Annotated in this window: 23 protein-coding genes and 1 rRNA gene; 9 read left to right on the top strand and 15 right to left on the bottom strand. The window is 65.1% G+C overall.

Annotated features, from left to right (window positions below):
- Positions 1-20: 20 nt before the first annotated feature.
- The 5 genes from M2432_RS13820 to clpS all read right to left on the bottom strand — a co-directional run bounded on the left by M2432_RS13820 (position 21) and on the right by clpS (position 3,581).
- Positions 21-788 (bottom strand): cyclic nucleotide-degrading phosphodiesterase, encoded by a 768-nt coding sequence (locus tag M2432_RS13820; RefSeq protein ID WP_280827381.1) that lies wholly within the window; start codon positions 786-788, stop codon positions 21-23.
- Positions 789-916: 128 nt separating this feature from the next.
- Complete coding sequence (locus M2432_RS13815; RefSeq protein ID WP_280827380.1) at positions 917-1,573, bottom strand: rhomboid family intramembrane serine protease; 657 nt, start codon at positions 1,571-1,573, stop codon at positions 917-919.
- A 100-nt stretch (positions 1,574-1,673) separates the two neighbouring features.
- Entirely contained in the window at positions 1,674-2,744 is a 1,071-nt protein-coding gene (locus M2432_RS13810; protein WP_280827379.1) for a P1 family peptidase, read from the bottom strand.
- Positions 2,690-3,271: a DUF2017 domain-containing protein gene (locus M2432_RS13805; RefSeq protein WP_280827378.1), complete on the bottom strand. Its 582-nt coding sequence runs from the start codon at positions 3,269-3,271 to the stop codon at positions 2,690-2,692. The genes M2432_RS13810 and M2432_RS13805 overlap by 55 nt, the downstream gene beginning before the upstream one ends.
- Before the next feature lie 4 nt (positions 3,272-3,275).
- Entirely contained in the window at positions 3,276-3,581 is a 306-nt protein-coding gene (clpS, locus tag M2432_RS13800) for an ATP-dependent Clp protease adapter ClpS (RefSeq protein ID WP_280827555.1), read from the bottom strand.
- A 59-nt stretch (positions 3,582-3,640) separates the two neighbouring features.
- Here clpS and M2432_RS13795 point away from each other — a divergent pair, with 59 nt between their 5' ends.
- Together M2432_RS13795 and M2432_RS13790 are read left to right on the top strand one after the other, a co-directional pair.
- Positions 3,641-4,930 (top strand): nicotinate phosphoribosyltransferase, encoded by a 1,290-nt coding sequence (locus M2432_RS13795; protein ID WP_280827377.1) that lies wholly within the window; start codon positions 3,641-3,643, stop codon positions 4,928-4,930.
- Entirely contained in the window at positions 4,927-6,918 is a 1,992-nt protein-coding gene (locus tag M2432_RS13790; RefSeq protein WP_280827376.1) for an ATP-dependent DNA helicase, read from the top strand. The genes M2432_RS13795 and M2432_RS13790 overlap by 4 nt, the downstream gene beginning before the upstream one ends.
- Positions 6,919-6,926: 8 nt before the next feature.
- Here the strand turns inward: M2432_RS13790 and M2432_RS13785 are convergent, their stop codons facing one another.
- From M2432_RS13785 to glgP, 3 genes are all read right to left on the bottom strand, one after another.
- Positions 6,927-7,160 carry a hypothetical protein gene (locus M2432_RS13785; protein WP_280827375.1) on the bottom strand — a complete coding sequence of 78 codons (234 nt, stop codon included), beginning with the start codon at positions 7,158-7,160 and terminating at the stop codon, positions 6,927-6,929.
- A gap of 264 nt (positions 7,161-7,424) precedes the next feature.
- Positions 7,425-8,270: a virginiamycin B lyase gene (locus tag M2432_RS13780; RefSeq protein WP_280827374.1), complete on the bottom strand. Its 846-nt coding sequence runs from the start codon at positions 8,268-8,270 to the stop codon at positions 7,425-7,427.
- Entirely contained in the window at positions 8,267-10,861 is a 2,595-nt protein-coding gene (glgP, locus tag M2432_RS13775; RefSeq protein ID WP_280827373.1) for an alpha-glucan family phosphorylase, read from the bottom strand. The genes M2432_RS13780 and glgP overlap by 4 nt, the downstream gene beginning before the upstream one ends.
- 149 nt (positions 10,862-11,010) lie before the next feature.
- On the opposite strand from glgP, the gene M2432_RS13770 reads away from it, so the two are divergent.
- Complete coding sequence (locus M2432_RS13770; RefSeq protein WP_280827372.1) at positions 11,011-13,077, top strand: alpha-1,4-glucan--maltose-1-phosphate maltosyltransferase; 2,067 nt, start codon at positions 11,011-11,013, stop codon at positions 13,075-13,077.
- Positions 13,074-15,245, top strand: coding sequence for a 1,4-alpha-glucan branching protein GlgB (gene glgB, locus M2432_RS13765; RefSeq protein WP_280827371.1), 2,172 nt, complete (start codon positions 13,074-13,076; stop codon positions 15,243-15,245). The genes M2432_RS13770 and glgB overlap by 4 nt, the downstream gene beginning before the upstream one ends.
- Before the next feature lie 21 nt (positions 15,246-15,266).
- Here the strand turns inward: glgB and M2432_RS13760 are convergent, their stop codons facing one another.
- The 3 genes from M2432_RS13760 to M2432_RS13750 all read right to left on the bottom strand — a co-directional run bounded on the left by M2432_RS13760 (position 15,267) and on the right by M2432_RS13750 (position 17,770).
- On the bottom strand, positions 15,267-16,163 hold the full coding sequence (locus M2432_RS13760) for a tetratricopeptide repeat protein (protein ID WP_280827370.1): 897 nt from the start codon (positions 16,161-16,163) through the stop codon (positions 15,267-15,269).
- Positions 16,164-16,176: 13 nt separating this feature from the next.
- Positions 16,177-16,521: a DUF3817 domain-containing protein gene (locus M2432_RS13755; protein WP_280827369.1), complete on the bottom strand. Its 345-nt coding sequence runs from the start codon at positions 16,519-16,521 to the stop codon at positions 16,177-16,179.
- Between the two features lie 67 nt (positions 16,522-16,588).
- On the bottom strand, positions 16,589-17,770 hold the full coding sequence (locus tag M2432_RS13750) for an acetyl-CoA C-acetyltransferase (protein ID WP_280827368.1): 1,182 nt from the start codon (positions 17,768-17,770) through the stop codon (positions 16,589-16,591).
- A 95-nt stretch (positions 17,771-17,865) separates the two neighbouring features.
- Here M2432_RS13750 and mce point away from each other — a divergent pair, with 95 nt between their 5' ends.
- Positions 17,866-18,342, top strand: a complete 477-nt coding sequence (mce, locus tag M2432_RS13745; RefSeq protein ID WP_280827367.1) for a methylmalonyl-CoA epimerase — start codon at positions 17,866-17,868, stop codon at positions 18,340-18,342.
- Between the two features lie 65 nt (positions 18,343-18,407).
- On the opposite strand, the gene M2432_RS13740 is transcribed toward mce, so the two are convergent.
- Positions 18,408-18,713: a hypothetical protein gene (locus tag M2432_RS13740; RefSeq protein WP_280827366.1), complete on the bottom strand. Its 306-nt coding sequence runs from the start codon at positions 18,711-18,713 to the stop codon at positions 18,408-18,410.
- Positions 18,713-19,393 carry an endonuclease NucS gene (gene nucS, locus M2432_RS13735; RefSeq protein WP_280827365.1) on the bottom strand — a complete coding sequence of 227 codons (681 nt, stop codon included), beginning with the start codon at positions 19,391-19,393 and terminating at the stop codon, positions 18,713-18,715. Before nucS ends, M2432_RS13740 begins: the two co-directional genes overlap by 1 nt.
- Before the next feature lie 113 nt (positions 19,394-19,506).
- Between nucS and M2432_RS13730 the strand changes: the two genes are divergently transcribed.
- Positions 19,507-21,108, top strand: coding sequence for an adenylate/guanylate cyclase domain-containing protein (locus M2432_RS13730; RefSeq protein ID WP_280827364.1), 1,602 nt, complete (start codon positions 19,507-19,509; stop codon positions 21,106-21,108).
- Positions 21,109-21,161: 53 nt separating this feature from the next.
- The gene (locus M2432_RS13725; protein WP_280827363.1) at positions 21,162-21,461 is read left to right on the top strand and encodes a hypothetical protein; all 300 of its coding nucleotides are present in this window, start codon (positions 21,162-21,164) and stop codon (positions 21,459-21,461) included.
- A gap of 30 nt (positions 21,462-21,491) precedes the next feature.
- On the opposite strand, the gene M2432_RS13720 is transcribed toward M2432_RS13725, so the two are convergent.
- Positions 21,492-23,738 (bottom strand): hypothetical protein, encoded by a 2,247-nt coding sequence (locus M2432_RS13720; RefSeq protein ID WP_280827362.1) that lies wholly within the window; start codon positions 23,736-23,738, stop codon positions 21,492-21,494.
- A gap of 175 nt (positions 23,739-23,913) precedes the next feature.
- Between M2432_RS13720 and M2432_RS13715 the strand changes: the two genes are divergently transcribed.
- Together M2432_RS13715 and M2432_RS13710 are read left to right on the top strand one after the other, a co-directional pair.
- Positions 23,914-25,425 carry a DNA-3-methyladenine glycosylase 2 family protein gene (locus M2432_RS13715; protein ID WP_280827361.1) on the top strand — a complete coding sequence of 504 codons (1,512 nt, stop codon included), beginning with the start codon at positions 23,914-23,916 and terminating at the stop codon, positions 25,423-25,425.
- The gene (locus M2432_RS13710; RefSeq protein WP_280827360.1) at positions 25,422-25,931 is read left to right on the top strand and encodes a methylated-DNA--[protein]-cysteine S-methyltransferase; all 510 of its coding nucleotides are present in this window, start codon (positions 25,422-25,424) and stop codon (positions 25,929-25,931) included. Before M2432_RS13715 ends, M2432_RS13710 begins: the two co-directional genes overlap by 4 nt.
- Positions 25,932-26,005: 74 nt before the next feature.
- On the opposite strand, the gene rrf is transcribed toward M2432_RS13710, so the two are convergent.
- A 5S ribosomal RNA gene (gene rrf / locus M2432_RS13705) occupies positions 26,006-26,118 on the bottom strand.
- Positions 26,119-26,332 lie beyond the last annotated feature (214 nt).

Raw genomic sequence — 26,332 nt, 5'->3', positions numbered from 1 at the left:
GAGCGTCTGATTACCCCCGGCTACCCGCGGGTGATGTCGAACGACTCGTTGCACACCACCGCATGCACCGGTCCGTTGAACTCGGCTTTGGCTTCGCTGATCACATCTTCACGCGACGTCCACGGCGGAATGTGGGTGAGCAACAACTCGCGCACCCCGGCCTCACGGGCGGCACGGCCGGCCTCGGTCCCGGACAGATGCAAGCGCGGCGGACGCTCCGGCGAATGCGTCCACGATGCCTCGCACAGGAACACGTCGGCATCGCGGGCCAGCTCGACCAGCGCGTCGCAGTAACCGGTGTCCGCCGAATAGACCAGCGTCGCGCCGGACGGATCAGTGAAGCGCATACCGTAAGACTCGGTCGGGTGGCACACCAGACGCGGCGTCACAGTCAGTGTGCCGATTTGCACGGGCTCGCCGTCGGCCCAGTTGCGCACTTCGAAGATGTCGCTGATGTCATCGATCTCGCCCCCCTCAGGTGACGATGCGGCGCCCAGCCGATGCCACGTGTTGGCCGGCCCGTACAACGTTGCGCGGCCCTCCGGCGGGTTGGGGTGATAGCGGCGCCAGACGAATAGTCCCGGCATGTCCAGACAATGATCGGCGTGCAGATGAGACAGCAACACATTGACATCGCCAGGATCGGCGTGGCGCTGCAGTGCGCCGAGCACGCCACCGCCGAAGTCGATGACCATCGGCTTGGTACCGGGTGCGGTCAGCAGATAGCCCGAAGCCGGTGAATCCGGTCCGACCACACTGCCGGAGCATCCGAGTATGGTGACGCGCACGCCACTAGCTTGCCACGTCAAGGCAGCCCGTGACGAAAAGACGACACCTTTGGGCGACCAGTTTCAATAATTGATAACCAATGTGACGGTGGTCGCAGTTCGGTCAGAAAGGCGTCAGTTTCAGCAAATCACGCCCGCACCGATGGCAGTGTCGATCGCTTACGCCGTTCGCGCTCTTGTCTTTCGGGCTTGCTGAGTAGATATGCCGCATACACCCCCGCGATACCGCCGCTCAGGTGTCCTTGCCAGGACACCCCGAATGTGCCGGGTAGTGCGCCCCACAAGACACCGCCGTAAATGAACAACACCACGACGCCAACAACGATCTGCCACGCGCGCCGGGTGAAAAATCCGAACACGATGAGGAATGTCAGCCAACCGAAGATCAACCCGGACGCCCCGATGTGCACCGATTCGACGCCCGCCGGTGAGCCGATGTTGCCGATCAGCCAGGTGCCCAGTCCGCCGCCGATCCAGATGATCAATGTGGCCGCCAGGAACCGGCCCATACCGGCCAGCGTCGCCAGAAATCCGAGCACCAGTGCCGGGCCGGTGTTACCGATCAAATGGGCCCAGTTGGCGTGCAGCAACGGCGCCCACAAAATCCCCCACAGCCCGTCAGCCTCCAGCGGACGGATACCGTCTGCATTGAGCTCCTGCTGGTGCACCGCGTCCCAGGCCTCGATGACATAGAGCAGCGCGACGAAAGTGAGGATGGTGACCGCGCCGACCTTCCACGTCGCAGGCGGTTTCGGCCGCGACGTCGTTTTCGACAAGTCACTCATTCTCAGAGCCGTCCTTCCAATGCATCCTCAGCGTCATCCAGGCTACCGACGTTGCCCGTGGTCGGCTCCTGGATCATCGCGCCCGGTTACGCCCCTCGAATCAGGCGAACGCCCCCGGCAACACATCACGGTAGGTCGGGATTCCGGCAATCGACTCGGCCGAGAGCACCGCGACCATCACCGCGGTCGCGAGCGCATCGGCTGCCGCCGCCCCGACCTGCGTTATCAGTTTGGTCTCCGGGCTCATCTGCGGCGGGATGTCCGGGTCCGGATCAATCGGCACAGTTCCGGTCGCCAATGCGAAGACGGTGTCGCCGTCGACCGCAGTGTGTGCCGGCCGAATGGTGTGCGCCAGGCCGTTGTGCGCGGCGGTGGCGACCTTGCGGCAACCGGCCGGGCTCAGCGCGGCATCGGTGGCGACGACGGCGATGGTGGTGTTGAGCGGTTTGGGGTCTTTCTCCCGGGCCGCGTAATCCTCAATCTCGTTGTCCGGCGGCGGTTTCAGGCTGAACCGGACGATCTGGTCCGCCGACCACGGCAGCCCGGTCTGTTTGTCGGCGACGTCGCCGGCCGCGTTGACCACGACCAACGCACCGACCGTCACGCCGTTATCGAGCTTCACCGACGCCGTGCCCAGCCCACCTTTGAGGGCACCGGCCCGAGCTCCGGCCCCCGCACCGTGATTACCGGTCGGCACGTCAGTGCACGCGCTTGCGACGGCGGCATAGCCGAACTCCGCAGTGGGTCGATTGCCCCAGGCACCTACCGGAAGATCGAAGATGACTGCGGCAGGCACGATCGGTACCCGGCCGCCGTCCATCTTCACGCCGCGGCCGTGTTCCTCCAGCCAGGCCATGACGCCGTCAGCGGCGGCCAGTCCGTAGGCGCTGCCGCCGGTCAGCACCACCGCGTCGACGTGCCGCACGCTGTTGGCCGGGTCCAGCAGATCGGTCTCGCGGGTGCCGGGCGCTCCCCCACGCACGTCGACGCCCCCGGTGGTTCCCTCCGGCGCCAGGACGACGGTGGTGCCGACTGCCCAACCCGATCCGAGTTCCGCATCTTCGATGCGATGGTGGTTGCCGACCAGGATGCCGGGTACGTCGGTGATGGAACCGGTCACCGTTCGTCCATCAGGCTGAGGACCAGATACTCCTGTAGGTAAGTCAGCCATTGGTATACCTCGAGATGGCCGGCCAACGGATGATCCTGCGAAAGTCGTTGCGGCCCATCCGGTCCCACATCGAGCATGACGCCCAGCGCCAGCCGCACGTCGTTGACGGCGGCCGCCCAGTCCTGGGCCTGGTCCTCGTTCAGCTCGAAACGGCCGCCGTTGGCCGGCAGGGAATCCAGAAGATGTTGCGCGGCTTCGCGTTTCGCGTCGATGATGGTCGGCTCGTGCAGGCTGCGCAGCGCGCTGTTGAGGCTCTCCGCAGTGTTGGCACCGGCCGGGTGCTCGCCGGCGTTGCGGTAGAAATCCGGCAGCAGCCGGCGCATGGTGTCGTCATCAGGGGCATCCGAGTGTCCCACTGTGATGCCGGTCAGCTCCGCGAGTTCGTCCTGCGGCGAAGATGATTCGCGCTCATCGAGCATCTCGCACAAGGAGCCGACCAGGTTGCGCAGCATGGCCACCTCATGCTGTTCCAGCCCAGACCGAAACCGGACACCCGCGGAGGTCTCGACTCGCTTCCACTTACGCACCGGCTCACCGATCCTGCTGCAGGGTGGCCCACAGTCCGGCGGCATGCAGCTTGGTGACGTCGACCTCCATCGACTCCCGGCTACCGGCCGACACCACGGCCTTGCCTTCGGTGTGTACCTGCATCATCAACTCGGTGGCGCGCGTCTCGCTATAGCCGAACAGCTTCTGGAACACGTAGGTGACATACGACATGAGGTTCACCGGGTCGTCCCAGACGATGGTCACCCACGGGCTGTCGGCGAGATCGAGCGTGTCGACCGACTGTTCCTCGCGGGTCGCCGGGCTGGTCCGCGCAGTGGGGCTGGCCAGAACCATGAGCCCAGAATAGCCGCGTGGATGCGGCTCGCCGAACCACTACGGTAAGGGCTGTGACCGCGGCGCTGCTGACCGACAAATATGAGCTCACCATGCTCGCCGCCGCCCTGCGTGACGGCACCGCAGACCGGCAGGCCTCTTTCGAGGTGTTCGCCCGGCGGTTGCCCTTCGGCCGGCGGTATGGCGTCGTCGCCGGGACCGCGCGCTTCCTGGCAGCCCTGGCCTCGTTCCGGTTCGACGATGCCGCGCTGGCCTCGCTGGACTTCCTGGATCCCGCGACGTTGCAGTGGCTCGCGGACTACCAGTTCCGTGGCGACATCGACGGCTACCCCGAGGGCGAGCTGTACTTCCCCGAATCCCCGGTGCTGTCCGTGCACGGCACCTTTGCCGAGTGCGTGATCCTGGAGACCCTGGCGCTCTCGATCTTCAACCACGACACCGCAATCGCCTCGGCCGCGGCCCGGATGGTCAGCGCAGCAGGCGGTCGGCCGTTGATCGAGATGGGCTCGCGACGTACCCATGAACAAGCGGCCGTGGCCTCGGCTCGCGCTGCGTATCTGGCCGGGTTCGCGGCCTCCTCGAATCTGGAGGCCCAGCGGACGTACGGGGTGCCCGCGCTGGGCACCAGCGCGCACGCGTTCACACTGCTGCACACCTCGGACTCCGGGCCCGACGAGGTCTCGGCGTTTCGCTCCCAAGTGGATGCGCTGGGCGTGGACACCACGCTGCTGGTGGACACCTACGACATCACCCAGGGCGTGGCCAACGCCATCGCCGTCGCCGGGCCCGAGTTAGGGGCGGTGCGCATCGACTCCGGCGATCTCGGCGTGATGGCCCGGCAGGTCCGCGCCCAACTCGACTCGCTCGGCGCTACCCGCACCAGCATCGTGGTTTCGGGCGACCTGGACGAGTACTCGATCGCCGGGCTGGCCGCAGCGCCGGTCGACGTGTACGGCGTCGGCACCTCGGTGGTTACCGGATCGGGTGCGCCGACCGCGTCGATGGTCTACAAGCTGGTCGAAGTTGATGGATTGCCGGTGGCAAAACGCAGCAGCCAGAAGGAATCTCACGGCGGACGCAAGGCCGCGCTGCGGGTGCACAAGCCGTCGGGGACCATCGTCGAAGAGGTGGTGCATCCGGTTGGCGCGGTGCCCACCGACCTGGACGGCCTGCCGACCTGCACCATTACTGTGCCGTTGGTGCGTTCGGGCTCAGTGGTTTCCGATACTTCACTGGACGGTGCCCGGGCTCGGGTGGCTGCAGGGCTGCAGGGCCTGCCGTGGGACGGGCTCAAGCTCTCCCGTGGGGAGCCTGCCGTTGCGACCAGGTTGGTCAGCGCGTGAGCTCAGATGTTTCCGCGCTGCTGTCGATCGCGGTGAACGCCCTCGGCGGCACCGAACGCAGCGGCCAGATCGAGATGGCCGAGGCCGTCGGATATGCCTTCGACCACGGAGAGCACCTGGCGGTGCAGGCCGGCACCGGTACCGGAAAGTCGTTGGCCTATCTTGTGCCATCGATCGCCCACGCGATCGCGTCCAACCGGCCGGTGGTGATTTCCACCGCGACCATCGCACTGCAACGCCAGCTGGTGGACCGGGATTTGCCCCGGCTCGCCGACGCGCTGGCCCCGCACCTTCCCCGTCGCGCCGAGTTCGCCCTACTCAAGGGGCGCGGAAACTACCTGTGCCTGAACAAGATTCATAGCGGCGCTGCAACGGAGGACGATCGTCCGCAAGAGGAGCTCTTTGACCCGGTGGCCAGCACCGCGCTGGGCCGGGACGTCAAACGGCTGATCGAGTGGTCCTCGGACACCGAATCCGGAGACCGCGACGAACTTGCTCCCGGCGTGCTGGACCGGGCCTGGTCGCAGGTCAGCGTCGGCGCCCGGGAATGCCTGGGTGCCACCCGATGCCCTTACGGCACTGACTGTTTCGCCGAGAAGGCGCGCGCCAAGGCCGGAGCGGTCGACATCATCGTCACCAATCACGCACTGCTGGCCATCGATGCCATCTCCGAGGTCAACGTGTTGCCCGAGCACGAGTTGCTGGTGGTCGACGAGGCGCACGAGCTGGTGGACCGGGTGACCAGCGTGGCCACCGGCGAACTATCGGCCACCTCGATGGGTGTGGCACACCGGCGGGCGTCCCGGTTGGTGGAACCTGAACTGGCGGAACGGCTTGAGGCCTCGATCGCCACGCTGTCGTCGGCCATCCACGACATCGAGGCCGGTCGAATCGACATTCTCGACGACGAGCTCGCCACCTATCTGACGGTGGTTCGCGATTCGGCGGACAAGGTGCGTCTCGCGATCGATACCTCGCCATCGGATCCTGCGGCGGCGTCGGCGCGCACCGAGGCGACAACCGCGTTGTCGGATCTGAGCGATACGGCCTCGCGCATCATCGACTCGTTCGTGCCGGCCATCCCGGACCGCTACGACGTGGTGTGGCTGGACCGCGAAGAGACGCGCGGAACGGTGCGGAACATCCTGCGAGTCGCGCCGCTGTCGGTGTCGGGGCTGTTGCGCAGCAGGCTGTTTGGCGAGGTGACGGCAATCCTGACCTCTGCGACCCTGACCATCGGCGGGCGGTTCGATTCGATGGCACGGTCCTGGGGGCTATCAGCTCCGGAAGGCTCCGACACACCGACTCCGAAGTGGAAGGGTATGGACGTCGGATCGCCCTTCGCCCACGCCAAATCCGGCATTTTGTATGTCGCCAAGCACCTACCGCCGCCCGGCCGCGATGCCGCCCCGCCAGAGCAACTCGACGAAATCGCTGCTCTCATAACGGCGGCCGGCGGACGCACGCTGGGTCTGTTCTCCTCGATGCGAGCTGCCAAAGCCGCGGCCGAGGTCATGCGTGACCGCCTGGACACCCCGGTGCTGTGCCAAGGCGAGGACACCACGTCGGCTCTGGTTCGGCGGTTTACCGACGACGCGGCCACTTCGCTGTTCGGCACGCTGTCGTTGTGGCAGGGCGTCGATGTGCCCGGGCCGTCGTTGTCGCTGGTGATCATCGACCGAATTCCGTTCCCCCGCCCCGACGATCCACTGCTGACTGCCCGGCAGCGCGCCATCGCGGCGCGCGGCGGTAACGGGTTCATGGCAGTGGCGGCATCACATGCGGCGCTGCTGTTGGCGCAGGGCGCCGGGCGGTTGTTGCGCAGCGTCGACGACCGTGGCGTGATCGCCATCCTCGATTCCCGGATGGCGACGGCACGCTACGGCGGGTTCCTGCAGTCGTCGCTGCCGCCGTACTGGGCGACCACCGATCCGGCCCGAGTTCGCAGCGCATTGGAGCGGTTGGCGACTGGGGCCAAGCAGGCGTGACGGAGCGATTACTGCGGTGCGGCGGTGCTCCCGCTGTGGCCGTGGTGCCGGTGGGCCATCAGACGCTCGAGGATGACGGCGCAGATGTCACCGTCGCCGGCGTGCCGGTCTAGGCCCCGCCGCCGCAGGAAGCGTTCGAGACGTCGCTCCAACGGCCAGTTGGCGTACTCGGCGCCGCGATAGCCCGAGTTGACGAATTCAGTTGTGAGAGCGTGGATATCCGGCTCGGACGGGCGGTTCATGCTTTGGCTACCTGGTGGACGGGCCCGCTTGGGTGGGTCCAAGACGCTATCCAACGGTGGCTCAGTGGCCTCAATGAGGTCATCGTCAAAACTCCTAAAACGGGGGCGATTCAGCAGAGTGATTAATCACTGTGGTAACGATGATTTACACCAGTCACTATTTCAACAAGAAATGGTCACAGTTTGGACCCTGTGCGTGTCCTGACTGGATGCCCTCCGGCCGATGTGATCAACGCCAGACCGCGAAGTTCGCCGACCGCGCCGCTACACCGGCAGCCGGACCACGTACCCGGATTCCAGCGCCACCCACACTGCGCCGTCGCGATCGATCGCCAGACCGTGCGGCTCGCTGCCCGGCGGCAGCTCGAACGTGGCGACCTCACCGTCGGCGTTGACGCGGGCAATCGCGTCGGCGCCCCATAGGCTCACCCACACGCCGTCGGCAACGTCGGCCACCACCGCATGCGGCTTGCCCGGCAGATCCAATTCCTGGATGGCGTCGTTCAACGGGATTCGCCCTAGTCTGTCCGCACCAATTGCGGTGAACCACACGGCATCGTCATGGGTGGCACAGATACCGACGGGCTGCGACGACGGCGTCGGGGTCGGCCGGACCGACAGCTCACCGGCAACGGTCAGCCGACCGATCGCCGATTTCTGATTCAGCGTGAACCACAGCGCGCCGTCGCCACCGGCAGTGATCATCGACGGACTGCCGCCAGGCGCGGCAATCTGCTCCACCGCGCCGTCGACACCCGCCCGGCCAACGATCCCGGTGCTCATCGCGGTGAACCACACGGCGCCATCGGGACCCGCGGTAATACCGAATGGCGCACTACCAGAGGCTAATTCGACAAAATCCAGTGATCCGTCGACCGCGATGCGGCCCAGCCGGTCAGTGCCATGACAGCTGAACCACATGGCCCCGTCCGGCCCAGCGCAGATCAGCGACGGTCGGCTGTCCGTGCCGACGTCGACCACCTGCGCAACGCCCAGGCCGCTCACCCGCGCCACCGAGCCGGCTGCGACCAACGTCACCCACATCGCACCGTCCGGCCCAGCCGCCAGCGCGTACGGTCCACCATCGACCGCAACCGTCAGGGCACTCACGCCAAGGTGACCAGACCGAGCTCGTTGTCGCCGGCCAGCAATGCGTTGTGCGGCAACACCCTTACCGTGTACCCCACCGGGCCGGCCACCGGCAGCGGCGCGGTCGTGGAGAACGCCTCGAGGCCACCGTCGCCGGAGCCGGTGTGCGCCATCGGCACGGTTACCGGATCCACCAGATCATCGCTGGTGTCGACGCGGCCCAGAACCGCCTGCACCACAACCTCATCCGGCCGCAGGCCGGCCAGCTGCACAGTCGCGGTCAGCGACAGCTCCGACCCGAGCAACGGAGTATCGGGAAGCCCGAAGCTGTCCACGTCAGTGATCTTGATGTTCGGCCAAGCCTTGGCGACCCGCCGGCGGTAGGCCGCCAACGACCGAGCCGCCCCGAACGGCACGCCATCGACCGAACCGACCGTGCGCCGGAACGACTGTGCCGCAGGCGCGTAGTACTTCTCGGTGTAGTCGCGCACCATCCGCGACGCCAGCACCTTCGGGCCCAGTGACTGCAGCGTGTGCCGCACCATCTCGACCCAGCGCGTCGGTATACCGGATTCGTCGCGTTCGTAGAACTTCGGCGCGACCGACTTCTGGATCAGGTCATACAGCGCCGAAGCCTCCAGATCATCGCGCCGGCTCTCGTCGGCCAGACCACCGGCGGTCGGGATTTCCCAGCCGTTTTCGCCGTCATACCACTCGTCCCACCAGCCGTCCCGGATGGACAAGTTCAAGCCACCGTTCAGCGCACTCTTCATGCCCGACGTGCCGCAAGCCTCCAGCGGACGCAGCGGATTGTTCAGCCACACATCGCATCCCCAGTACAACAGCCGGGCCATCGACATGTCGTAATCCGGCAGGAACGCAATGCGGTGCCGCACCTCCGGCCGGTCGGCGAACTTAACAACCTGCTGGATCAGCGCCTTTCCACCGTCGTCGGCCGGATGCGACTTGCCGGCGACAATCAACTGCACGGGACGCTCCGAGTCCAAAAGCAGGCGCTCCAGCCGGTCCGGGTCGCGCAGCATCAGCGTCAACCGCTTGTACGTCGGCACCCGACGGGCAAACCCGATGGTCAATACATCGGGATCGAAAGCCGTTGCAATCCAGCCGAGTTCGGCCTCCGATGCACCACGCTCCAACCACGACCGGTGCAACCGTGCGCGCACATCGGCAACCAGAGTCTCGCGCAACTGGGACCGGATTGACCACATGTGGCCGGGATCGAGCTCCTGCAGCCGCTCCCACACCGCGGGCTCTGCGGCCTCGCTGCCGATCAGCTCACGCCCGAGTTCCAGCCACTGCGGCGCGGCCCAGGTCGGCGCGTGCACACCATTGGTTATCGAGCCGATCGGCACCTCGGCCGTGTCGAAGCCGGGCCACAGCTCGTTGAACATGTGGCGACTGACCCGCCCGTGCAGAAGCGAAACGCCGTTGGCCCGCTGCGCGAGTCGTAAACCCATGTGCGCCATATTGAATTTGTCCGGGTCGTCCTCGGCGCCGAACGCGACGACACGCTTCAACGCGACGCCCGGCAGCAGCGGTGCGGCCACGGTGTCGTCGAAGTAGCGCCGCACCATCTCGATGGGGAACCGGTCGATACCGGCGGGCACGGGGGTGTGCGTGGTGAATACCGTCGAGGACCGCACCACCGTCAACGCCGTGTCGAAGTCCAGCGATGACTCCGTCATGTACTCCCGAATACGTTCCACGCCAAGGAAACCCGCGTGGCCCTCATTCATGTGGTAGACCTCCGGCACCGGCGCTCCCGTGATTTCGGTGAACGCCCGGATTGCGCGGATGCCACCGATACCGGCCAGCAACTCCTGCTTGATCCGGTGCTCCTGGTCGCCGCCGTACAGCCGGTCGGTCACCGGACGCAACTCGTGATCATTTTCCGGGATGTCGGAGTCCAGCAGCAGCAATGGGATTCGACCGACCTGTGCCACCCACACCCGGGCCCGGAGCACCTGGGCGTCCGGTAGTGCCAGCGACACCAGCGCCGGCTGCCCATCTGAGCCGACGAGCAGGTGCAGCGGCAATCCCTGCGGGTCCAACGACGGGTAGGTCTCGTGCTGCCAGCCGTCAGCGGTCAGCGCCTGCTTGAAGTACCCGGAGCGGTAATACAGCCCGACGGCGATCAACGGCAGCCCCAGATCGGAGGCCGACTTCAGGTGGTCACCGGCCAGAATGCCCAGACCGCCCGAGTAGTTCGGCAGCACCTCGGCGACGCCGAACTCCATGGAGAAGTAAGCGATACCCTTCGGCATGGCGGGAGCATCGTCACCGGAAACTGCGGCCCGCTCCTGGTACCACATGGGCCGGCTCAGGTAGTTGTCCAGTTCGGTAGCCCGGTGCGTCACCCGGCCGACGAATTCGTCGTCAGCCGCCAACTGGTCCAGACGCGCGGGACTGACCGCACCGAGCAGCGCCACCGGGTCGGAGCCCAGCTGCTCCCACAGCACCGGATCGATTGCAGCGAACAACTCCTGCGTGGGCTTGTGCCAGGACCATCTCAGGTTGGTCGAAAGCCGCTCCAGCGCGGCCAGACGCTCAGGTAGGTGGGCACGTACGGTGAACCGGCGAAGGGCTTTCACACGAGCTCACCTTACTGACATTTCGCGAGTGTGCAGTGCCAGTTGAGTGACTACAGTCGGCCCACGAATCCGCCGGGCCAACTACGGTGGGTAGTGCAGCGCGACGAGCCGCGCGGCTGGTGAGCCGCGCCTGGATAAGGAGTGGTTTGGTGGCCGGTCGGATCGAGATCGACGACGTCGCACCGGTAGTGTCGGCGGGCCGGTATCCCGCCAAAGCCGTCGTCGGAGAGGTCGTGCCGATCAGCGCGACCGTCTGGCGCGAGGGTCATGACGCGGTCGCGGCCACCCTGGTTGTGCGCTATCACGGTGTCGGCTACCCGGAGCTGGCCGAAAGCCCGCCAGGCGCAATATCGGTACCTGCTCCCCCGCGCATCAAAGTGACTCCCACCCGGCTGCCGATGGTTCCGGGCGACGCCCCTGACCTCTTTCACGGCCAGTTCACCCCGGACACCGTCGGTTTGTGGACCTTCCGGGTGGACGGCTGGGGTGACCCGATCTCGACGTGGCGGCGCGGCGTCACGGCCAAGCTGGACGCCGGTCAGAGCGAGGCGGAGTTGTCCAACGATCTGCTGATCGGTGCGGCCCTGCTGGAACGCGCATCCGCCGCCGTCCCCAGGGCCGATCGTGGGCCACTCTTGGAAGCAGCGGCGCGCCTACGTGAACCCGGGGACCCGTTCATCCGCGCCGGCGGTGCCCTGGCAGCAGCCGTCACCGATCTGCTGCGGCAGTACCCGCTGCGCGAATTAGTAACCCGCGGTGAGCAATTCGGTATCTGGGTGGACCGGCCACGCGCCCGGTTCAGCAGTTGGTACGAACTGTTCCCACGTTCCACCGGCGGCTGGGACCGCAAGGGCCACCCCGTCCACGGTACCTTTGCCACCACCGCCAAGGCGTTACCCCGGGTTGCTGCAATGGGTTTCGACGTGCTGTATCTGCCGCCGATTCACCCGATCGGCACGGTGCACCGCAAGGGACCCAACAACACTGTCACCGCCGAAGACGGCGACGTCGGATCCCCTTGGGCCATCGGCAGTGCCGAGGGCGGCCATGACGCGATCCATCCCGACCTGGGCACCATCTCCGATTTCGACGATCTGGTCGCCGCCGCAGCCGACCACGGAATGGAAGTCGCGCTGGACCTGGCGCTGCAGTGTGCGCCGGATCATCCGTGGGCCAAGGACCACCGGGAATGGTTCACCGTGCTGCCCGACGGCACCATCGCTTACGCGGAGAACCCGCCGAAGAAGTACCAGGACATCTACCCGCTGAACTTCGACAACGACCCCGCCGGGCTGTACAACGAGGTGCTGCGGGTGGTCCGGCACTGGATGTCGCACGGCGTCAAGATCTTTCGAGTCGACAACCCCCACACCAAACCGCCGAACTTCTGGGTCTGGCTGATCGCGCAGGCCAAGAACATCGACCCGGACGTGCTGTTCCTGTCGGAGGCGTTCACCCGTCCGGCCCGGCTGTACGGCTTGGCCAAGCTAGGCTTCACCCAGTCGTATTCGTATTTCACCTGGCGCACCGCCAAATGGGAGATCACCGAGTTCGGTCAGCAGATCGCCGAATACGCCGACTTCGCCAGGCTCAACCTGTTTGTGAACACCCCGGACATCCTGCACGCCAGCCTGCAGCATTGCGGCCCAGGCATGTTCGCCATCCGCGCGGTGCTGGCCTCGACGCTGAGTCCGTCCTGGGGCGTCTACTCCGGCTACGAACTGTTCGAACACGTCGCGGCCCACGAGGGCAGCGAGGAATACCTGGACTCGGAGAAATACCAACTGCGGCCCCGCGATTTCGAGGGCGCACTGGCCGGGGGGCGGTCCCTGGAGCCTCTGCTGACCCGCCTCAACGAAATTCGCCGTGTGCATCCGGCGCTGAGTCAGTTACGCACCATCGCTTTTCACCACGTCGACAACGACGCGATGCTGGCCTACAGCAAGTTCGATCCGGTCACCGGAGATACCGTGCTGGTGGTGGTGACGCTCAACGCGTTCGCACCCGAGGAAGCGACCCTGTGGCTGGACATGCATGCGCTCGGCCTTGAGGAACATGACCGATTCTGGGTGCGCGACGAGATCAGCGGTGACGAATACCAATGGGGCAACTCGAATTACGTGCGACTCGATCCGGGACGCGCCGTAGCGCACGTCCTGAACATGCCGCAGATTCCTTACGACAAACGACTGAACCTGCTACGGAGGCGCCCATGAGCGGCCAGTTGCGGCCCGACACCGCAGATCTGACCCGCTTGCTGGCCAGCCAGCACTACGACCCACACTCCATCTTGGGCGCCCACGAACGCGGCAAGTCCACGATCATCCGGGCACTGCGTCCGCACGCCTCTGCAGTGACCGCGTTGATCGGTGGAAAGCGCTATCCGCTCAAGCACATCGAAGGCGGGCTGTTCGCCGTCGAGGTGCCGTTCACCAACTTGGCGGACTACCGGTTGGAGATCGAATACCCCGGCGGCCCACCGCATACCGTCGCCGATGCCTACCGCTTCCTGCCCACCCTGGGCCAGATGGACCTGCACCTGATGGCCGAGGGCCGCCACGAACGGCTGTGGGAAGTCCTTGGCGCACACCCTCGTTCGTTCACCACACCCGACGGCGTCGTCGACGGGGTGTCATTTGCAGTGTGGGCCCCGAACGCCAAGGGCATCAGCCTGATCGGCGATTTCAACCATTGGGACGGCGGCGAGGCGCCTATGCGGGTGCTGGGATCTTCGGGCGTGTGGGAGCTGTTCTGGCCCGGGTTCCAGGTAGGCGGGCTGTACAAGTTCCGGATCCACGGCCGCGACGGGTCGGTGTCCGACCGCGCCGATCCACTGGCATTCGCCACCGAGGTGCCGCCACTGACCGCGTCGAAAGTCGCGGTCAGCTCTTATGTCTGGCAAGACGACGACTGGATGACGGCCCGCGCCCAGCGCAATCCGGTGTTCGAGCCGATGAGCACCTACGAGGTGCACCTGATGTCCTGGCGGCCCGGCCTGAGCTACCGGCAGCTGGCCGTCGAACTCACCGAATACGTTGTGGCGCAAGGCTTCACCCACGTCGAGCTGTTGCCGGTGGCCGAACATCCGTACGGCGCATCCTGGGGCTATCAGGTGACCTCGTACTACGCGCCCACCTCACGGTTGGGCACTCCGGACGATTTCCGGTACCTGGTCGACAGCCTGCACAGGGCCGGCATCGGGGTGATCGTGGACTGGGTACCGGCGCACTTCCCCAAAGACTCCTGGGCACTGGGGCGGTTCGACGGTACCGCACTGTACGAGCACGCCGACCCCCATCGCGGCGAGCAACTCGACTGGGGCACTTATATTTTCGACTTCGGTCGACCTGAGGTGCGCAATTTCCTGGTGGCCAACGCCCTGTATTGGTGCCACGAGTTCCACGTCGACGGCCTGCGGGTCGACGCCGTCGCCTCCATGCTGTACCTGGATTACTCACGACCCGACGGTGGTTGGACGCCGAACATCTACGGCGGCCGGGAGAACCTGGAGGCGGTGCAGTTCCTTCAGGAGATGAACGCCACCGTCCACAAACAGGCACCCGGCATCGTCACCATCGCCGAGGAGTCCACCTCGTGGCCAGGGGTCAGCCGGCCGACAAATCTTGGCGGCCTTGGTTTTTCGATGAAGTGGAACATGGGCTGGATGAACGACACCCTGGACTACGTCAGCCATGACCCGGTACATCGCAGCTACCACCACCACGAGATGACCTTCTCGATGCTGTACGCGTACAGCGAGAACTACGTGCTGCCCATCAGCCACGACGAGGTGGTGCACGGCAAGGGCACACTGTGGACCCGGATGCCGGGTAATGACCACTGCAAGGCAGCCGGTCTGCGCCAGCTGCTGGCCTACCAGTGGGCGCACCCGGGTAAGCAATTGCTGTTCATGGGCCAGGAATTCGGGCAACGTGCCGAGTGGTCCGAGGAACGAGGCCTGGACTGGTTCCAGCTCGACGAGAACAGCTTCTCCACCGGCGTTCAGCAGCTGGTGCGCGACATCAACGGCATCTACCGAGGCAACCGCGCACTGTGGTCACGCGATTCCAGCCCCGAGGGTTACTCGTGGATCGACGCCAACGACTCGAGCAACAATGTGCTGAGCTTCCTGCGCTTCGGCGACGACGGCTCCGCAATGGCCTGCGTGTTCAACTTCGCCGGCAACGAGCACGCGCAGTACCGGCTGGGCCTGCCACACACCGGAACCTGGCGCGAGGTGCTGAACACCGATGCGACCGTCTACAACGGCGCCGGCGCGGGCAACATGGGCGCAGTGGAGGCCACCGCCGAGCCTTGGCACGGCCGCCCGGCGTCCGCGGTGCTGGTGCTGCCGCCGCTGTCCGCGCTCTGGCTCGCCCCCTGAGTTCGCTGGCGGGGAGGGGCGTCAGTACAGGGCGTTGGCGAGGTTGCGCCGGCCTGCGATGACCTCGGGATCAGCCGGGTCAAAGAGGTCGAACAGCTCGATCAGCCGGGTGCGCACCCGGGTGCGGTCGTCGCCGGCAGTCTTCTTGACCAACGCGATCAGCCGATTGAAGGCGCCTTCGACGTCGCGCTGGAACAGCTGCACATCGGCGGCCGCAAAGGCCAGATCGATGTCCGACGGCGCGGCATCGGCGGCCGCGACGGCGTCCGGGCTCTGCACCGACGCGCGCTGCAGGAACGCAATCTGCGTCACCGCGCCCTTGGCCTCGGCGTTGGTCGGGTCGTCGGCCAGGATCGCCCGATACGCGGTCAGCGCCGCGTCGAAATCACCGGTGTCCAGGTATTCACGGGCTTGGGCCACCGCCGGGTCGACGTGCTCTTCCTCGTCTTCCCCGACGCTGCCGCTCAGCTTGCCGGCAGTGGCCTTGAGCAGCGAGTCCACCCAGCGCCGCAGCTGATCAGGTGGTTGAGCGCCCTCAAAGCTCGAAATCGGTTGTCCACCAGCCAAAGCCACCACGGTCGGCACGCCCTGGATGCCAAACATCTGGGCGATGCGCGGCGTGGTGTCGACGTTGACGGTGCCGAACGACCACTTGCCTCCGTCCTCCTCGGCGAACGCGGCGAGCGCCTGCCCCAGCTGGATGCTGGAGTCGCTGCGCGGCGACCACAGCAGCACGACAACCGGAATCTCACCCGAGCGGATCAGCACCTCGGCTTCGAGATTGGCCTCGGTGATCTCCACCCCCCCGGGGCCACCGGAAACCGGCGCCTGGCCGTCGGAGGGAGCGGGACGATTCTTGAGTGCGGAAAGGTCTACCGCGCCAGCCAGCGCAGGACCGATGGGACGCGGACGAGTCACGGTGTTCAGTCTGTCACGCGACGGCCGCGGCCCGCGCACCCGTAGCCATCAAAGCGCCGGACTTCTCGGCCCAACGCACAAATATCAAGCTCGCCAACGGCACGACACTGGCCAGCAACGCCAGCACCCAGGTAGCCAGCGACCAGCGCGCAGCCCGCCCCACCAGCACACCCAGCACCAGAAACCCCAGGAACACCACGCCGTGAACCATGCCGAAGATGTGCACGCCGATCTCGGTACGGGGCGTACCGAGGTACTTGAAGTACATGCCGGTCAGCAGACCGACCCAACTGACGGCCTCGGCCATCGCCACCAGACGAAACCAGCCCGCCACCCGGGAGAAGCCAACAGCGCTCATGGCGCCATTGTGCCCGAGTGGCGGGCTGACTACTACGAGGCGTAGTTCACACGCCCCGCGTCACAAATCAAGGACGACGGAGGATCAGGGCGTCGCCCTGGCCACCGGCGCCGCACAGTGCCGCAACGGCGTAGCCCGAGCCCTTGCGGGCCAGCTCGAGGGCGGCGTGCAGGGTGATCCGGGCACCGGACATGCCGATCGGGTGCCCGATGGCGATGGCGCCACCGTTGACGTTCACCTTGGCCGGGTCGACGCCGAGCTCCTTGGTCGAGGCCAGGGACACCGCCGAGAACGCCTCGTTGATCTCCAGCACGTCCAGCTGGTCCAGCGAGATGCCCTCACGCTCAACGGCCTTCTTGATGGCGTTGGCGGGCTGGCTCTGCAGCGTCGAATCCGGGCCGGCCACCACGCCGTGGGCGCCGATCTCGCACAGCCAGGTCAGGCCCAGCGATTCGGCCTTGGCCTTGCTCATCACCACGACCGCGGCGGCGCCGTCAGAGATCTGAGACGACGATCCGGCGGTGATGGTGCCGTCCTTACGGAACGCCGGACGCAGCCCGGACAGCGACTCAGCAGTGGTGTTTCCGCGGATGCCCTCATCCTCGGAGAACTCGATCGGGTCACCCTTGCGCTGCGGGATGGACACCGACACCACCTCGTCGGCGAAGACGCCGTCCTTCCATGCTGCGGCGGCCTTCTGGTGCGACTGCGCGGCGAATTCGTCCTGCTGCGCGCGGGTGAACTTGTCGGCGTCGTTGCGCTGCTCGGTGAGCGCGCCCATCGGCTGGTCGGTGAAGACGTCGTGCAGACCGTCGTAGGCCAGGTGGTCCACCAGGGTCGTATCGCCGTACTTGAAGCCCTCACGGCTCTTGGGGAGCAGGTGCGGGGCCTGGCTCATGGACTCCTGGCCGCCGGCGACCACGCACTCGAACTCACCGGCGCGGATGAGCTGGTCAGCCAGGGCGATGGCGTCGATGCCCGACAAACACATCTTGTTGATCGACAAGGCCGGCACGTCCCACGGAATACCCGCACCGACGGCCGACTGACGGGCCGGCATCTGCCCGGCTCCGGCGGTCAGCACCTGGCCCATGATCACGTAGTCGACCTGGGACGCATCAACACCGGCCTTCTCCAGGGCGCCCTTGATCGCGATGGCCCCCAAATCGCTGCCCGAGAAGTCCTTCAGCGAGCCCATCAACTTACCCACGGGGGTACGCGCTCCGGCCACGATCACCGACGTCGTCATTTCCATCCTCCAACAAGTTTGTAACGGCCGTCGCGACGGCCGATGTGGCCCATAACACAGGCGCGAAATCTGTCGTCTCAGGTTACCTTTACGTTATGACCACCGAACACGTCGATGCCCGTCCAGCGCTCGCCAGCGCCCTGGTCACCGCGATTGATCACGTCGGGATCGCCGTGCCGGACCTGGACGTCGCGATCCGGTGGTACCACGATCACCTCGGCATGATCGTTCTGCACGAGGAGATCAACGAGGAGCAGGGCGTGCGCGAGGCCATGCTCTCGGTGCGCGGCGCGGCCAAGGGCAGCGCTCAGATTCAACTCATGTCCCCGCTGGACGAGAACTCGACCATCGCCAAGTTCATCGACAAGCGCGGTCCCGGCCTGCAGCAGCTGGCCTACCGGACCAGCGACATCGACGCCCTGTCCGAGCGGTTGCGCGCCGACGGCATTCGCCTGCTCTACGACGCCCCGCGCAAGGGCACTGCCAACTCGCGGATCAACTTCGTCCACCCCAAGGATGCCGGTGGCGTGCTGATCGAACTGGTTGAGCCGGCCGCAGATTCGGATCACTGAGCCTTCGCCTGATTCACCACGCTCCTCAACGCGGCTCGTCCCTCGCCGCTTGATCGTCGCGCGGTCTAGCTCCAGCGTCGCGTCGGGCCTCGGTTACCCCGATTGGTCCAGCACGGCGTATGCCAGTGTCGGCGATCCTCAACGTCGCCCACCCTTAGCGCCACCAGATGTGCTGTGCCCGGGCGAATTTCATGGTCGCAGCCCGGGCAGCGGTAGGTCTTGACGGCCCGCGACCCGGAAACCTGACGCACTTCGTATTCGTACCCATCAGCGCCGGTTTCGATGCGCCGGGGTCCGAAAACCGAAGGCAGCGGCGGAGGTTCACGTCGTTCGTCGCGCCTCCCGTTGCCCCGCGGTGGCCGCCGGGGCATCAGAACAACCGGAACTCGTCGTTGTCCATGCCCCGCATCTTATCGTAATCCAATGTGACACAACGGATTCCACGGTCCGTAGCAAGGGTGCGGGCCTGCGGCTTGATCTGCTGAGCGGCGAACACCCCGGCCACCGGCGCCAGCACGCTGTCCCGGTTGAGCAGGTCCAGGTATCGGCTCAGCTGCTCGACACCGTCAATCTCGCCGCGCCGCTTGATCTCGACGGCCACCGACGCGCCCGTCTCGTCGCGGCACAGCAGGTCCACCGGCCCGATCGGTGTCGGATACTCGCGGCGCACCAGCGAGTAGCCCACGCCGAGCAGTTCGACATGCTCGGCCAGCAGCTCCTGCAGATGTGCTTCCACACCGTCTTTGATCAGTCCCGGGTCCACACCGAGTTCATGGGACGAATCGTGCTCGACATCCTCGACGGTGATCCGCAACTGCTCGCCGGTCTTGTTCTCGACCACCCAGACGAACGCCGAGTCGCCGGATTCCACCGACTCTTCCACAACCCAGCACGGCGGGCTCATCCAGTTCAACGGCTTGTACGCACGGTCGTCGGCATGCACGCTCACCGATCCGTCCGCCTTGAACAACAACAGGCGACGCGCCGACGGCAGATGCGCGGTCAGCCGTCCGACATAGTCGACGGTGCACTGAGCTATGACAAGGCGCACCCGCCCCACCTTAGGGGCACGGGTTCCCGATCGGCCACGAGGGACACGGGTCAACCTCGATGCGGCAGCCAAATCCCCGGTCCCGTCGCGACCACAACTACGCTGGCATCACGATGAAGGCCGACACGTTGATGGCACAGCGTCTGGAACGGTTGCGGCAAGCCATAACCCCACGCACCAGCCTTGCGGCCACGCCGGAGTACGGGTCCTGGGTGCTGGGCAGGGTTTCAGAAACTCAGCGCCGGCGCCGGATTCGCATCCAATTGATCCTGACGACGTTCGTCATCATCGCCAATCTCATCGGCGTGACCATCTCGCTACTGATCACCATGGTGCTGTTCCCCACGCCGAACGTCTTCGGGCCCGACGTGTTCTGGATCAGCGTCATCTTCGCCCCGGCCTATGTCGCCGCGACGTTCGTGGTGGGCACTGTCTGGGCTACCAGCCGGGTCATCGGCAGTCTGCGGTGGGCGTTGGAGGAACGCGAGCCCACCGCCAAGGACCAACTCGCCACTCTGCGCGCGCCGGGCCGCCTGACCCGTGTGCTGCTGTTCCTGTGGTTCGCCGACGCCGCGGTACTGACCACGATGTACGGCCTCCACGATGCACAATTCATCCCGAAATTCTTGCTGGGCATCACTTTTCCGGGAATCGTCGTGTCCACCAGCTGCTACCTGTTCACTGAGTTCGCCTTACGGCCGATAGCCGCACAAGCCCTGCAGGCGGGCCCGCCGCCTAGCCGGCTCACATCGGGCACCATGGGGCGCTCGATCATGGTGTGGGCGCTCGGTTCCGGGGTGCCGATGCTCGGCGTCCTGCTCGCCGCCGTCTTCGCGCTGACCATGAACAACATGACGCCGGCCCAATTCGAGTTCGCCACAGCGATTCTCGCGGTGTTCGCCTTGGCCTTCGGTTTCATCCTGACGTGGATCCTGTCCTGGCTGACCACCACGCCGATACGCATCGTCAGCGATGCCCTCAGCCGAGTACGACGGGGCGACTTGGATACCGATCTGGTGGTGTTCGATGGCACCGAACTGGGCCAGTTGCAACGCGGATTCAACTCGATGGTTCACGGCCTGCGTGAGCGCGAACGGGTCCGGGACCTGTTCGGTCGTCACGTCGGACGTGAAGTCGCCGCGCTCGCCGAACAGGCACATCCCCAACTCGGCGGTGAAGAACGCCATGCCGCAGTGATCTTCGTCGACGTCATCGGATCCACTCAACTGGTGACCAGCCGACCGGCAGTCGAGGTGGTGGAGCTGCTGAACCGGTTCTTCGCGGTCATCGTCGACGAGGTAGACCGACACCACGGTCTGGTGAACAAATTCGAAGGTGACGCTGTGCTCGCAGTATTCGGCGCGCCGGTGTCACTGCCCTGCCCGGAGGGCGACGCCCTGGCCGCCGCCCGAGCCATTGCCGCACGACTGCGCAATGAGGTGCCCGAACTTCAGGCCGGTCTAGGAGTCGCGGCCGGCGAAGTGGTAGCCGGCAACGTGGGCGCCAAGCAACGATTCGAGTACACGGTCATCGGCGGCCCAGTGAACGAAGCGGCCCGACTGTGCGAACTGGCCAAAACCGCGCCCGGCCAACTGGTCGCGTCCGCGGGCATGCTGCGTGCGGTGACCGAATCAGAGTGCGCGAAATGGAAGTTGGGCGACACCGTCACGCTGCGAGGGTTGTCCGAACCGACGCAGTTGGCCATCCTCGCCTGAATTCTCAGCTATTCCGCAGGCCAAACCTCGGCAAACAGAGGATCGTTGTACGTATGAAGCGATACACAACACTGACCTTGGCGGCCGGTGCTGCGTCGGTAGTGTTGCTGACCCTCGCACCAGCCGCCGCAGCCGACCCCGGTATCGACACCGGTGGTTCAGCAGCCGACGTCATCAGCAACCTGCAGTCCGAGGGTTACCTCGTACACATCAACTGGACCAGCGGCTTCGACACCGAACCGCTCGACGTGTGTTGGGTCAACGGGGTAAACAACCCCGGAAACTTCAAGCCTGGCGGTCCCACCGCGGCAACGGTATACGTCGACGTGCAGTGCCCCAACCATGATTGGTGAGGCGCTGGCGCCCGCTGGATGTGTGAGCGTCTAGATCTGCGGGTATGGGGTAAAACGGTTGTCGTATCCGGCTTTTCGCTGATCGATGGCCGCTTCCCGTTGGGCGGCAGTGACATAGGTCGTCCCGACCGGCAACACGCTGCCGAGGTCGTCGATCGACACCACCTGTGAGCTCACCGTCGGCAGGTCAGTCTGGCTGGTGTCGATGTCCTGGAAACGGATCGAGATGGTGCCCTGATTCAGTCCGCCGGTGGACACCCAGTTCGCCACGCCAGGATCGGTCGGTGACACCACGATGGTGTAGGTGCCGTCCGGGTTCGCGATAGCCTGCGAAATGTTCAGGCTGGTCTGCTGATCCCAGTAGTTGTTGGTGATGGTCCAGTCGTTGGTCACCGGAACCACGAAGTAACCGGCACTGCCCGGGTTGATGGTCAGCACCAGCGCCTGCTGATCGGTCAGCTGGAAATAGCCCGCGCTCTGCAGCTGCGTCGCCAGAAACGTGGCATTGCTTTGCGGTGAGGTGAAGACATTGGGCGCCTTCTGATTTCCGGCACCATCCTGAGTGGCCACCGCGATGTATTCAGGTTCCATCTGCAGCCCCAGCGCCATCACGATGGCCGCCTCTGTGCCTTGCAGGAACGTCGGCATGGTCGGCAATGGCGGAATCAGCGAAACCAGGTTGGTCAAGAACGTATTACCTGAGACCAACGGCCCCAGCCCCGGAATGTCGAACCCGCCGATTTGCGCAAACAAGCTGTCCGACGGGCCGCTTACCCGCTCGATGGACAGACTCATAGGTTGCTGGGAATCCCAGTCAGACAACGTGTTTCGCGCGACGATCAGAGTGGCGTTGGTCGGTAGCTGCAAATGATTGGTCGCCCCGGCCGCCGCGGGCGCAGAACTCACCGTGATGCTGAACGAGCCATCGGGATTGATCTGCATGTCTTTCGAGTTGAGCACCACCGTGGTGGTACCGCCCAGACCGGTCAGCACGCTGAAGGTGGTCTCGGCCGGGATCTCCCCCGGGGTGAACTTGCCAGTGATGACATACGAGGACGTCGAGTTGACCGCCATCATCCGGTAGATGGTGTCCGGGTTGTCGTACAGAATTCGCGTACCTGTGACGGTCTGGCCTGCCCAACTGTGCGGCGGCATCACCATCTGCAGCACAGTCGGATTCATCGGGTCCAGCAGTTGATATTCCATCGCAGCCTGCTGCGCATACTCGTCGACCGCCTCGCTGAGCTGATCCAGATTCTGCTGGTTCACCCCACCGACCTGCGAGAACTGCTGGTTGGCCGAGGCCTGGAAACCCCACATCAGGATCTGCTTCATCAACTGCATCGGCAGCGTCTGGACTATCGCGTCTGCCTGCTGTTCCGCAGCGAGTTGGTCCGCGGTGATCAGCACCGAGGTCGCCGCAGGCTGCTGCTGTGTTACTGACGCCGTGCTGGTGGCGGCTGTGGTTACCGCCGCGGCCGACTGCCCGACCTCACGTCGGCTGAAGCCAAACATCGTCCACAAGGCTGCGTTATGCAGCGGGGCGACTGGGTCACCGACCGAATTGGCTCTGGGATTTGCCGCCAACCCCAATACGGACAGTACGTCGTTGACGACGCCGGCAAACGTCGCCGAGGCCGGTGCGCTGGCCGCCTTCTGCGTCGACACAGTGGCGACCGGCTGTGCCACAGACGCCTCTGCCGGCTGCTGGACGGCCGCCACAACCGTGGGGGGCGCCGGCGTGGAGGACGCGGCAACACCAACCAGTCGGCCGACGCTATTCGACTTCTTGGTCTCGACAGCGATCGCCGAAAGCTTGGACTTCGGGGTCGACTGGCCCAAGGTCTGCCCTCCGCCGACACCGTGGCTACGCACCGACGTCGACGCAGCGTCGTCTACGACTGGCTGCTGATGCCGGCTCACCGCCGTGGTCACCGAACCGACCAGTTTGGACAGTCCAAAGTCCTTGGCCTGCTTGTACTTATCGACTTGGTTCTGGTCCTGGCCGGACGTGCCTTGCGAACCACTATCTGACGACGTTTTGGTCTGGCTGCTCAGCGTCTTGCCGGCGTGCGCCTTCCCGCCGCTCTGCCCAGCCCCCTGACTCGACGATTTTGCCGCCGACGATGTGCCCCCTCCCATGTCGCCGGTATCCGCCAGCGCAGCCCCGGGGGTGTTGGCGACGGCTGCTCCGATACCGAGTGCGACGGCCAGTGCACCAACCCGCCCAATGAATCTGGCGGCCCCGGCTGGTGTGTGCTTGCGAACATTCGACATTGAAGTGCGCCTCCTCCAGGCAACAACTAGAACGTGTTCCAGGTATAGCAAATTCGGGATGGATTGCGGCGCAATTGACTCGACCCGATCGGATTTGCCATCGGAGTGATCGGCACGCGACGTTGATGTCGGTTTTCCGCTAGTTCAACGCCGTCGCGCGTGCCATTGTCGAAGCATGCACACCGATTTCGACCGCTGCTACCGGGCCGTCCAGTCCAAGGACGCCCGGTTCGACGGATGGTTCGTGACGGCCGTGCTCACCACCGGCATCTATTGCCGTCCCAGCTGTCCGGTGCGACCACCGTTCTCCCGCAACGTGCGCTTCTACCCAACAGCCGCAGCCGCACAGCGAGAAGGCTTCCGAGCCTGCAAGCGGTGCCGACCCGACGCCTCCCCCGGTTCGCCCGAGTGGAATATCCGGGGCGACGTGGTAGCCCGCGCCATGCGACTCATCGCCGACGGCACCGTCGACCGCGACGGCGTCACCGGCCTGGCAGCACGGGTCGGCTACACACCGCGTCAACTTGAACGTCTTCTGCAGGCCGCGGTCGGCGCCAATCCCCTGGCACTGGCCCGGGCACAGCGCGCCCAGACCGCGCGAGTCCTCATCGAAACCACTCGCCTACCATTCGGTGACGTCGCATTTGCAGCTGGATTCTCCAGCATCCGGCAGTTCAACGACACCATCCGGGAAGTCAGTGCCCTAACGCCCACCGAGCTACGACGCCGGGCGCGCGCCAAGTACGGGCCCAACGAATCATCAGGCACCGGAACGATTTCCGTCCGTTTGCCGGTACGGGAACCGTTCGCCTTCGACGGCGTGTTCGGGCATCTGGCGGCCGGTGCGGTTCCCGGCGTGGAGGAGGTCCGCGACGGCGCTTACCGACGAACGATGCGCCTGGCCAACGGCAATGGCATCGTCAGCCTCACACCTGCAGCCAACCACGTGCAGTGCACACTGATCCTTGATGACTTCCGCGATCTGTCGACCGCCATTGCCCGCTGCCGTCGCCTGCTGGATCTCGACGCTGACCCCGAAGCTGTCATCGACGTGCTCAACACGGACGACCACCTAGCCGCACTCGTCGCCAAAGCACCGGGTCAACGCATTCCCCGCACTGTCGACGAGAACGAACTCGCGATACGCGTAGTGATCGGGCAGCAGGTGTCCATGCAAGCAGCGCGCACCCACACCCGGCGAATCGTCACCTCTTACGGTGCCTCGATCAACGACCCTTCGGGCGAACTGACCCACGTCTTCCCACCGGTCGAGGCGCTGGTCGGGATCTCCCCCGATGAACTTGCCTTCCCGCAAGCCCGCCGCACGACATTGACCGCGTTGATCACCGCACTCGCCGCTGGCACCATCCAGTTGGATGCGGGATGTGACTGGTTGCGTGCGCGGTCGCAACTCAGCGAGGTTCCAGGGGTCGGACCATGGACCGCGGAGCTCATCGCTATGCGTGCTCTCGGAGACCCGGACGCATTTCCGTCAACCGATCTCGGAGTGAAAACGGCCGCCAAGCAGCTAGGACTGCCAAGTAACCCCAAACAGCTGTCCGAACACAGCACGCGCTGGCGGCCCTGGCGCGCCTACGCGACCCAGCATCTATGGACCGCGCTCGATCATGCAGTAAATCACTGGCCGCCGGCCGCCCAGACCGAATCGATAGGAGCTAAAGCATGACCGAAAGCATGCAAACCCGGACCATGCAAAGCCCGGTGGGCACCATCACCCTGGCGGGACGTGATGGAAAACTCCGGCACCTACGCATGGACGATCAGACTTACGAACCCAGCCACGAAGGATGGGAGCCCGACGCCGATGCGTTTCCTGAAGCCGTGGAGCAGCTGACGGCATATTTCGCCGGCGAGCTTCAGGAATTCGACCTCGAACTCGAATTGCTCGGAACGGAATTTCAGCGCCGCGTGTGGAATGCGCTGCTCACTATTCCGTATGGCGAGACCCGCTCGTACGGCGAGATAGCGCTACAGATCGGATCGCCTGGTGCATCTCGAGCAGTCGGATTGGCCAACGGACATAATCCCGTCGGCATCATCGTGCCCTGCCACCGGGTCATCGGCGCCAACGGCAGCCTCACCGGATATGGCGGCGGGCTCCACCGTAAAAAAGCGCTCCTCGAGCTCGAACAGAGTCGCGCAGAAACGAATGAGCCGACGCTTTTCGATTAATTCGAAATGCGCCGGCCATTAAATACAAATGCCTCGGCCCCCGATCGAAATCGGGGGCCGAGGGCTTAATTTGTGTTCGGCGGTGTCCTACTTTTCCACCCTGTTGGGTAGTATCATCGGCGCTGGTAGGCTTAGCTTCCGGGTTCGGGATGGGACCGGGCGTTTCCCTGCCGCTGTTGCCGCCGTAACTCTATTTTTTTTAATCCCCTACCGGTTTTGGTGTACCAACGGGTGTTGGTTGTTTGGTGGTGGGGTGTGGTCTGTTCGACTGTGGTGTGGTTGCGGGCAAATGTGCTGAATTCTTGTTTTACACACAATTGGTTCTTTTTGGGTGTGTGTAAGTTTTCGGCCGGTTAGTGCCAGTTCCCTAAACCCATTGCTGGGCGTGCAGGTCTGGTCTA

It is taken from the genome of Mycobacterium sp. OTB74, from assembly GCF_029892685.1.
GTDB lineage: Bacteria > Actinomycetota > Actinomycetes > Mycobacteriales > Mycobacteriaceae > Mycobacterium.
Note: the sequence above shows the minus strand (reverse complement) of the source record. Positions and strands in the feature narration are given on the sequence as shown.